This window comes from Amycolatopsis sp. NPDC049868 (assembly GCF_044461365.1).
GTDB lineage: Bacteria > Actinomycetota > Actinomycetes > Mycobacteriales > Pseudonocardiaceae > Amycolatopsis.
Genome location: NZ_JBITKV010000002.1, coordinates 287,109 through 295,437, shown reverse-complemented (window position 1 = coordinate 295,437; position 8,329 = coordinate 287,109). Strand labels below are relative to the sequence as shown.

Below are 8,329 nucleotides of genomic sequence, written 5' to 3'. Positions count from 1 at the left end.
GCGCGGGCGGCGGGGCCCCCCCCCCGCCCCCCCCACCCCCCCCCCCCCCCCGCCCCCCCCCCCCCCCCCGCGGCGGCGGGGGGGGGGGGCCCCCCCCCCCCGCTTCTACAGGGCCTTCACCGCGGCCAGCACGTCCGCCGGGTCGGTGCGCGTGGTGTAGTCCGGGTGCACGTCGATGTAGCGGATGACGCCTTCGCCGTCCACGACCAGGACGGTCGGATACGGCAGCTCCCAGTCCGCCGCCCCGTTGATCTTCTCGACGTCGCCGATGAGCGAGTCGAACGCCGGTTTCGTCTCCGGGGCCAGCCGGAACGTGATACCGAGCGCGCGCCCGAGCTCGTTGTCCACATCGGACAGGACGGCGAACTCCAGGTCCTTTGTGGACAGCGAACCGTCCGGCAGCTGCGGGCTGACCGCGACCAGCTTCACGTCCAGCTTCTCCAGCTCCGGCAACAGCTCCTGCTGATACGTGCGCAGGGCCAGATTGCAGTAGGGACACCACGCCCCGCGATAGAACACCACGACCGCGGGCCCGTCCGCGACCCGCACCCGATCGCCGCCGGCGTCCGGCAGCGCGAGGTCCGGCATCGGCGTTCCCGGCTTCGCGGCCGCCTCGGCGACCACCCCGACGAACGTCGCGCGGTCGGCCTTGAGCACCTCGGCGACCTCCGCCGGGACGTGACTCGCGACGGATTCCCGCAGTTCGGCGAGGTCGGTGTTGAGATCCCCCATGTCAGCTCCTTCGGTTGTACTGATCGGTACAGTGAGGCCGACTGTACTATTCGGTACATGAGTGGTCAACCGGCGAAGACCCCGCAGGGGCGGATGACGAGGGACGCGATCGTCGACGCGGCGGCGGAACTGATGTACGTCCACGGCGTCGCCGGGACGAGCGTCGACAAGGTGCTCGCGGCGAGCGGGGCCGGGAAATCGCAGATGTACCACTACTTCAAGAACAAGGATCAGCTCGTCGAAGCGGTCATCACCCGTTTCCTCGAAAACATCCTCGGCAACCAGCCGACCATCTTCGAGCTGCACGACTGGGCCGATTTCGACCAGTGGGCCCGGGAGATCCTGGCCGTCCAGACCACGCCCAAGGGGCCGATCGCCTGCCCGCTGGGCAACCTCACCGGCGAACTGGGTGACGACCCCAAGATGGCACCGCTGCTGGACAAGGCCTACCGCGAATGGGAGTCACATCTCCAGCGCGGACTGGAATCGTTGCAGGCACAGGGGAAGCTGGCCGAGGGCGCCGACCCGGCGAGGCTCGCGCAGGCCGCGATGACCTGCGTGCAGGGCGGCCTGCTGATGGCCCACCTGCGCCACGACATCACACCGATCGCCGACGCGCTCAAGATCGCGCTGGACCACCTGAAGGGTCACGCTCGCCCGTGAGCGCGGCGACCTCGTCGGCGAGCGCGTCGAGCACTTTCGCCACCGCGGGCCGCGAAGACGCCCCGAGCCGGTAGACCGCCTCCACATGCCGGGCCGCCTTGATCCCGGCGAGCGGACGGCAGACGAGACCGCTGCCGCGCCGGGTGTCCATTGTGTACCGGGGAAGGAGCGCGATCCCGTGCCCGGCGGCGACGAGCCGTTCGGTGATGCGGAAGTCGTTGATGCGCTGGACCACCTGCGGCCGCACCCCGGTGCGGATGATCAGCGACTGGAGGATGTCGTCCACCGGGAAGCCGGCGTTGACACTGATCCAGCGTTCGTCGGCCAGTTCGGCGAGTTCGATGCGGCGGCGCTTCGCGAGCCGATGCCCCGCGGGGAGCGCGACATCGAGCGGTTCGCGCAGCAGATGCCGGCTTTCCAGCCGGTCCGAGCCGAGCGACGGCGCGTGCTCGTCCCGGTGCGCCACCACGATGTCGTAATCCGCGACGAGCCCGGGAACCTCCGGCGGGGTCATGTCGACATCGCGCACGATGACGTCCAGGCCGTCGAACTCCGCCGTCCGGTGCAGCAGTCCCGGCAGCAGCATCAGCCCGGCGGACTGGAAGATCGCCACCCGGACCCGGCCGCGCGGGGCGCTGCGGTAAGTGTCCAATTCGGACTCCGCGCGCTCCAGCGCGGCGAGCACGTCGTCCGCGCGGGCGACCAGCGCGCGGCCCGCGTCGGTCAGCCGCAGGCCGCGTCCGGCCGGTTCCGTCAGCGCGAGACCCACATCACCCTGCAAGGCGCGCAGCTGCTGGGAAACCGCGGACGGCGTGCAGTGCAACGCCTTCGCGGCCGCCGTCACGCTGCCGCGGTCGGCGAACTCCCGCAGGGTCCGCAACCGGCCGATGTCCATACCGCCAGCATATGTGAAGGCGAACTGAACGATCGCTGCAAATATTCTCGCTGGTCCTAAAGGGTCGTACCACGTAAGAGTGAAGACATGCCCGCCCGTGATCGTCTGCTCGCCCTGTTCGTCGCCGTCCTCTGGGGTTGCAACTTCCTCGCCATCCACGCCACTCTCGGCCAGTTCCCGCCCGTCTTCGCCGGCGGGCTGCGCTTCGCGGTCATCGCGATCCCGACGATCCTGTTCGTCCCGTGGCCGAAGGTGAAGATCCGTCACCTGCTCGGCTACGGGCTGGGCTTCGGCACCGGGCAGTTCGTGTTCCTCTTCATCGCGATGGACACCGGCATGCCGACCGGTCTCGCGTCGCTGGTGCTGCAGGCGTCGGCCCCGTTCACCGTGCTGCTCGGCGCCGTCTTCCTGCGCGAACGCGTGTCCGGACGGCAGCTCGCCGGGATCCTGCTCGCCGTCGCCGGGATGGCGACGATCGCCTGGCAGCAGGCCGGGAACGCCGCCCTGCTGCCGGTGATCCTGACCCTCCTCGGCGCGCTGAGCTGGGCGTTCGGCAATCTGAGCACCCGGCAGGCGGCACCGGACAACCCGCTGAACTTCGTCCTCTGGATGTCCGTGGTGCCGCCGCTGCCGATGTTCGCGCTGTCGCTGGTCATGGAGGGTCCCGCCGAGATCGGGCACTCGCTGAGCACGCTCGGCACCACGACCGGGCTGATCGGGCTCGGTGGCCTCGCCTACGTCGTGTTGTTCGGCACGATCGTCGGCTCCGGTATCTGGACGTCGCTGATGCGCCGCAACCCGGCGGGCGTGGTCGCGCCGTTCTCCCTGCTGGTGCCGGTGGTCGGGCTGTCGATGGCCTTCCTGGTCCTCGACGAGCGGCCCTCACCGGTGGAGATCGTCGCGGCGGCCGTCGTCATCGGCGGCGTCCTGTTCGGTTCGACGAAACGCCGCGTGCGCGAGCCGGATTTCCTCGCCGAAGCCGAAACGCCTCAGCCCACTGGCGTGCGGTGAGACGTTTGGGCACGACCTCCCGGCCGGGGCGGGTGAACACCCGCCGCACGAAATCCTGGTAGCGATCACGATCCGCGTCGCCGACGAGCGGATGCTCGCGACGAGTCATGGTGAGCAGACCGCCGTCGACACCGGGTTTCGGGCGGAACGCCGTGGCGGGCACCCGCCCGGCCAGCCGGAAATCGAACCACGGCCACCACTGCGCGGTCATCATGGTCGCGCCACCGACACCGGCCCGGCGGCGCGCCACCTCCCACTGCATGAGCAGGACGGCGTCGGTCCAGCCCGGAGCGGCGAGGACGTGACGCAGGGTCGCGGTGGTCAGGTGGAACGGCAGGTTGCCGACGAGTACGTGTGGCGTCTTCGGCAGCGGGAACCGCAGGTAGTCCGTGATGACGATCTTGGTCGAGGGCTGGACGCGGCCCGCCAGCCGGGCGGCGCGGCGGTCGTCGATCTCGACGCCGGTCAGTGGCCTGCCGAGCCGTTCGAGCGGCAAGGTCAGCGCGCCGTCGCCGGTGCCGAATTCGACGATCGGCCCGTCCGTGCCGTCGACGAGCCGCACGACGGTTTCGATGATGTTCCGGTCGATGAGGAAGTTCTGGCCGAGTTCGTGACGGCCAGGACGCTGTGTGCGCAAGGGTTCTCCGCGGCTTCGAGGTGAGCCGGGCAGCACGGGGCCTGCCCGGCGATGGCTCGCTCGGGCGGCGGTTCCTTGCTGGACGCTGGGGATCCGCCGCTAGACGCGGCGGGTCCTGGTGAACGCGGAAGCACACATGGCGGCGAAGCTACCTCGGACCGGCGACCTCCCGCCAACGGTTTTCTACGCGCCGATCCGGCTGGTGCCGAGGTGCTCGACCGGACCGGACAGCGCGGCCTTGACCCGGCGGGTGAGCTCGTCGGTGAGCACCTCGGTCTCGCCCTTTTCGAGGCCGTCGACGACCTGGCGGGCGACGTCGCGCGGGTCGTTCTTGGGGATGTCGAGGCCTTGGGTCATGTCGGTGTCGGTGTAGGCGAGGTGCACGCCGACGACCTGGGTGCCCTGCTCGGCGAACTCGATGCGGAGCGAATTGGTGAGCGACCAGAAGGCCGCCTTCGACGCGCCGTAGGAACCCGAGCCCGCCGCCCACGACAGGATCGAGTGCACGTTGACCAGCGCTCCACCGTCCTTGAGTCCTGGGGCAAACGCTTGCGCGACGCGCAGCGCTCCGAAGACGTTCGTCTCGAAGACCGGGCGGTGCGCTTCGACGTCCTCGCTCAACAGTGAGCCGAGCCCGAGGACACCGGCGTTGTTGAAGACGATCGTGGCGTCACTCGCCTTCTCCGCCAGCGCGCGGACGGATTCCGGGTCGGTGACGTCGAGCGGGAGCGGGACGATCCGCGGATCGGCGTCCTCGCGCGGCGACCTGGCGGTCGCGTAGACCTTGGCGGCGCCGCGGTCGAGCAGTTCGGCGACGAACGCCTTGCCGAGCCCGCGCTGCCCGCCGGTTACCAGGACCACGGCGCCTTCGATGGAGGTCATGACTTGCTCCTTGACAGAAGTGTTCGGCTTTTGCCTCTGTTGCCAGGATGGCGACGCGGGCGGACAGAGTCAAGTACGCTTGACCTATGTCATGGACCGCGACGGAACGATACCGGTTACGCACCGCCCCCTCGGGGCTGGCGCTCGTTCAGGACTTCCTCAACACCAAGGCGATCAAGACGTACGGCCTCGACCTGCTGAGCGACGCCGACCTGGCGCGGCCTTGGGCCGCCGAGGCACTGGCGGAATGGTCGCGAGCCAGGGACTCCGAGGCTCCCGAGATCTCGCTGGGTCCAGGCGACCTTCGCGCGCTACGCGACCTTCGCGCGTCGTTCGTTTCGCTCGTTGACGGGGATGACGCGGACTTCGGCAAGCCGATCAAGGCGGACCTGGCCCTGCGCGACGGCGTCGTCCGGCTGTTCCCGTCCGGCACCGGACGACAGTGGCTCGCTTCGGCGCTGTGGACCGAGACACTTCTCGCGCAGCAGGCCGGGATCTGGCCGCGGCTGAAACTGTGCCGGCTCGACGGCTGCCGTTCGGCCTTCTACGACGTCTCGCGCAACAACAGCGGCGTCTGGCACGACGTGCGCACCTGCGGGAACGTCGCGAACCTGCGGGCCGCGCGGGAGCGCAAGAAAGCGCTCAACCCAGCGACGCCAGCGCCGACGGAATAGCGATCTCGCCGCCGATGACGTCGAAACCCCGATTCTCGGCGAGCGGCTCTTCCAGCGTGGCGACCAGGACGGCGGCGACGTCCGCGCGGGCGACGCGGCCCGGTTCGAGGTGACCGGCGATCTTGACGTGACCGGTCGGCTGGTCGTCGGTGAGCGTGCCGGGCCGGACGATCGTCCAGTTCAGGCTCGAACGGCGCAGGACGCTGTCGGAGATCTGCTTCGCCATCAGGATCGACCGCACCAGGCGATCACCCTGATCCGGCGAATCCGCGAACTGCGCGGAAAGCTGCACGAATCGCGAGACACCCGCCTTCTCCGCCGCGCGGATCGCGGTGATCACGCCGTCGCGGTCGACGAGGTCGACCGAGGCCTGGTCCGGATCGGGGGCGCCGATCGCGCTGATCACCACTTCGGAACCGGCGAGCGCCTCGACGAGGTCGTCCGCGTCGGCGGTGACGTCCGCGACCACGGTTTCGGCGCCGAGCCCGGCGACCCGCTCGGCACGGCGGCGGCTGCGCAGGCCCGCCCGCACCTGATGTCCCCGCCCCCGCAGGAGCCGGACCACGTGAATCCCCGTCCGCCCCGACGCTCCCAGCACTGTGACCCGCATAACAGAGAGTCTGCCCGAAAGCGGCCGTCCGTGCAGGTCACAGGCGGGAAGCGCGTGAAGGCCCCCTTCCCGCGGCTGAGCCGAGGGAAGGGGGCCTTCACGCGCGTTCGGAACGGGCTAGAGGATCTCGACGGCCGAGCCGATGTCCGGCAGGTCGCCCTCGTCAGGGTTCAGGTCCCGGACCAGTTCCGCCTTGACCTCGTGCGGTTTGATCCGCCCGTCGCGGATGTCCTCCGCGTAGTGGCACGCGACCCGGTGCCCGGTGCCGAGCTCCCGCAACTGCGGGCGGTCGGTGTCGCACAGGCTCTGCTGCTTCCACGGGCACCGCGTGTGGAACCGGCAACCGGACGGCGGCCGCGCCGGCGAGGGCAGGTCACCGGCGAGCAGGATCTGCTCGCGGCTGTCCTCCACCGTCGGGTCCGGCACCGGGATCGCCGAGAGCAGCGCCCGCGTGTACGGATGCAGCGGGTTCTCGTACAGCGTGTCGGCGTCGGCCTCTTCGACCAGCGAGCCGAGGTACATCACGCCGATGCGGTCGGAGATGTGCCGCACCACCGCGAGGTCGTGCGCGATCACCAGATACGTCAGCCCGAGCTTCTCCTGCAGATCCTCCAGGAGGTTGACCACCTGCGCCTGCACCGAGACGTCCAGCGCGGACACCGGTTCGTCGGCGACGATCAGGTCCGGCTCGACCGCCAGTGCCCGCGCGATGCCGATGCGCTGACGCTGACCGCCCGAGAACTCGTGCGGATACTTCCGCAGCGCGGACTCGGGAAGTCCAACGGCGGCAAGGAGTTCGCGCAGCCGCTTGGCCGTCTCCTCCTTGTCCTTGTCGAGGCCGTGCGCCTTCATCCCTTCGGTCAGAATGGATTCCACCGACTGCCGAGGGTCCAAAGAGGACATCGGGTCCTGGAACACCATCTGCATCCGGCGGCGGGCCTTGCGCAGTTCCTCGCCCTTGAGCCCGGCCACGTCGGTGCCGTCAAAGACGACCTTGCCCGCGGTCAGCTCGGTCAGCCGGAGGATCGCCCTGCCCAAAGTGGACTTCCCGCAGCCGGATTCCCCGACCAGGCCGTAGGTCTCGCCCCGGCGGATGGCCAGATCGACGCCGTCGACGGCGAACACGTGCCCGACCGTGCGGTCGACCACGATGCCGCGTTTGATCGGGAAGTGCACCTTGAGGTCGTCGACCTCCAGCAGCACTTCCTGCGGCGGTACCGTGTGCGTCATCGGACCCCTCCTTGTGCGGCCACGGCCGGGATCACCGGGTTGTGGCAGCGCAGCAGCCCACCGCGATCGGGGGTCAGCTGCGGTGAAACCTCCCGGCACACGCCGAGAGCGTTCGGGCAACGGGGCGCGAAGGCGCAGCCGCCGTCCCACGGGATGTTGTCGGCGACGGATCCCTTGATGGGGATCAGTTTCTCGCCGCGGCCCGCGTCGAGACGCGGGATCGAGGCGAGCAGGCCGTGCGTGTACGGATGCCGCGGCTCGGCGAACAACGCGTGCCGCTCCGCCCGCTCGACGATCTTGCCGCCGTAGAGCACGTTGACCTGATCGCAGAGACCGGCGACCACACCGAGGTCGTGCGTGATCATGATCAGCGCGGTCCCGGTGTCCTGCACCAGTTCCCGCAGCAGCGCGAGGATCTGCGCCTGGATCGTCACGTCGAGCGCGGTGGTCGGCTCGTCGGCGATGAGCAGCCGCGGACGGCACGCCAGCGCGATCGCGATCAGCGCGCGCTGCCGCATCCCGCCGGAAAGCTGGTGCGGGTACTCGGAAAGCCGCCGCGTCGGGTCGGGGATGCCGACCTTGTCCAGCAGTTCCGCCGCCTCCACCGACGCCGCCTTGCGCGCCATCCCGCGGTGCCGCTCCAGCACCTCGGTGATCTGCAGCCCGATCGGGATGACCGGGTTCAGCGAGGACAGCGGGTCCTGGAACACCATGCCGAGGTCGCGGCCCCGGCGGTCCCGCATTTCCTTGTCCGACAGGCGAAGCAGATCCGTGCCTTCGAACGACACCGAACCGCTGACCTGGTTGCCGCGTTTCGCGAGCAGCCGCATGATCGCCAGCGAGGTCACGGACTTGCCGCAACCGGACTCACCGACGAGACCGACCGTCTGGCCGGGTTCGACGTCGAAACTGACCTCGTCCACCGCGGTGAACGGCTTCTCGCCGCGCCGGGAGAAAACGACCTTGAGGTCGCGTACTTCAAGGAGAGCCATGAA

General features: G+C 69.6%; 10 protein-coding genes. 3 read left to right on the top strand and 7 right to left on the bottom strand.

Translation table 11 applies throughout. The annotated features are described in order from the left end of the window. Positions 1-105: 105 nt before the first annotated feature. Complete coding sequence (locus ACIBTM_RS09510; protein ID WP_395876059.1) at positions 106-732, bottom strand: peroxiredoxin-like family protein; 627 nt, start codon at positions 730-732, stop codon at positions 106-108. A gap of 57 nt (positions 733-789) precedes the next feature. Between ACIBTM_RS09510 and ACIBTM_RS09505 the strand changes: the two genes are divergently transcribed. Further along, on the top strand, positions 790-1,395 hold the full coding sequence (locus ACIBTM_RS09505; RefSeq protein WP_395876058.1) for a TetR/AcrR family transcriptional regulator: 606 nt from the start codon (positions 790-792) through the stop codon (positions 1,393-1,395). On the opposite strand, the gene ACIBTM_RS09500 is transcribed toward ACIBTM_RS09505, so the two are convergent. After that, positions 1,352-2,290 carry a LysR family transcriptional regulator gene (locus tag ACIBTM_RS09500; protein WP_395876057.1) on the bottom strand — a complete coding sequence of 313 codons (939 nt, stop codon included), beginning with the start codon at positions 2,288-2,290 and terminating at the stop codon, positions 1,352-1,354. The genes ACIBTM_RS09505 and ACIBTM_RS09500 overlap by 44 nt on opposite strands. A gap of 87 nt (positions 2,291-2,377) precedes the next feature. Here ACIBTM_RS09500 and ACIBTM_RS09495 point away from each other — a divergent pair, with 87 nt between their 5' ends. After that, positions 2,378-3,301: an EamA family transporter gene (locus ACIBTM_RS09495; RefSeq protein WP_037334961.1), complete on the top strand. Its 924-nt coding sequence runs from the start codon at positions 2,378-2,380 to the stop codon at positions 3,299-3,301. On the opposite strand, the gene erm is transcribed toward ACIBTM_RS09495, so the two are convergent. Together erm and ACIBTM_RS09485 are read right to left on the bottom strand one after the other, a co-directional pair. After that, positions 3,204-3,938, bottom strand: a complete 735-nt coding sequence (gene erm, locus ACIBTM_RS09490) for a 23S ribosomal RNA methyltransferase Erm (protein WP_395876056.1) — start codon at positions 3,936-3,938, stop codon at positions 3,204-3,206. The two genes, ACIBTM_RS09495 and erm, sit on opposite strands and share 98 nt — an antisense overlap. A 183-nt stretch (positions 3,939-4,121) precedes the next feature. Then, positions 4,122-4,820, bottom strand: coding sequence for an SDR family oxidoreductase (locus ACIBTM_RS09485; RefSeq protein ID WP_395876055.1), 699 nt, complete (start codon positions 4,818-4,820; stop codon positions 4,122-4,124). An 86-nt stretch (positions 4,821-4,906) separates the two neighbouring features. Between ACIBTM_RS09485 and ACIBTM_RS09480 the strand changes: the two genes are divergently transcribed. Further along, positions 4,907-5,494 carry a CGNR zinc finger domain-containing protein gene (locus tag ACIBTM_RS09480; RefSeq protein WP_395876054.1) on the top strand — a complete coding sequence of 196 codons (588 nt, stop codon included), beginning with the start codon at positions 4,907-4,909 and terminating at the stop codon, positions 5,492-5,494. Here the strand turns inward: ACIBTM_RS09480 and ACIBTM_RS09475 are convergent. The 3 genes from ACIBTM_RS09475 to ACIBTM_RS09465 form a co-directional block, all read right to left on the bottom strand. Then, positions 5,463-6,104, bottom strand: a complete 642-nt coding sequence (locus tag ACIBTM_RS09475; RefSeq protein ID WP_395876053.1) for an SDR family oxidoreductase — start codon at positions 6,102-6,104, stop codon at positions 5,463-5,465. The two genes, ACIBTM_RS09480 and ACIBTM_RS09475, sit on opposite strands and share 32 nt — an antisense overlap. 117 nt (positions 6,105-6,221) lie before the next feature. Continuing rightward, entirely contained in the window at positions 6,222-7,334 is a 1,113-nt protein-coding gene (locus tag ACIBTM_RS09470; RefSeq protein WP_395876052.1) for an ABC transporter ATP-binding protein, read from the bottom strand. After that, entirely contained in the window at positions 7,331-8,326 is a 996-nt protein-coding gene (locus ACIBTM_RS09465; RefSeq protein WP_395876051.1) for an ABC transporter ATP-binding protein, read from the bottom strand. Before ACIBTM_RS09465 ends, ACIBTM_RS09470 begins: the two co-directional genes overlap by 4 nt. Between the last annotated feature and the right edge of the window lie 3 nt (positions 8,327-8,329).

Coding starts and splice junctions, on each gene's coding strand:
- ACIBTM_RS09510 (WP_395876059.1), bottom strand. CDS start 732: ATGGGGGATCTCAACACCGACCTCGCCGAACTGCGGGAATCCGTCGCG.
- ACIBTM_RS09505 (WP_395876058.1), top strand. CDS start 790: ATGAGTGGTCAACCGGCGAAGACCCCGCAGGGGCGGATGACGAGGGAC.
- ACIBTM_RS09500 (WP_395876057.1), bottom strand. CDS start 2,290: ATGGACATCGGCCGGTTGCGGACCCTGCGGGAGTTCGCCGACCGCGGC.
- ACIBTM_RS09495 (WP_037334961.1), top strand. CDS start 2,378: ATGCCCGCCCGTGATCGTCTGCTCGCCCTGTTCGTCGCCGTCCTCTGG.
- ACIBTM_RS09485 (WP_395876055.1), bottom strand. CDS start 4,820: ATGACCTCCATCGAAGGCGCCGTGGTCCTGGTAACCGGCGGGCAGCGC.
- ACIBTM_RS09480 (WP_395876054.1), top strand. CDS start 4,907: ATGTCATGGACCGCGACGGAACGATACCGGTTACGCACCGCCCCCTCG.
- ACIBTM_RS09475 (WP_395876053.1), bottom strand. CDS start 6,104: ATGCGGGTCACAGTGCTGGGAGCGTCGGGGCGGACGGGGATTCACGTG.
- ACIBTM_RS09470 (WP_395876052.1), bottom strand. CDS start 7,334: ATGACGCACACGGTACCGCCGCAGGAAGTGCTGCTGGAGGTCGACGAC.
- ACIBTM_RS09465 (WP_395876051.1), bottom strand. CDS start 8,326: ATGGCTCTCCTTGAAGTACGCGACCTCAAGGTCGTTTTCTCCCGGCGC.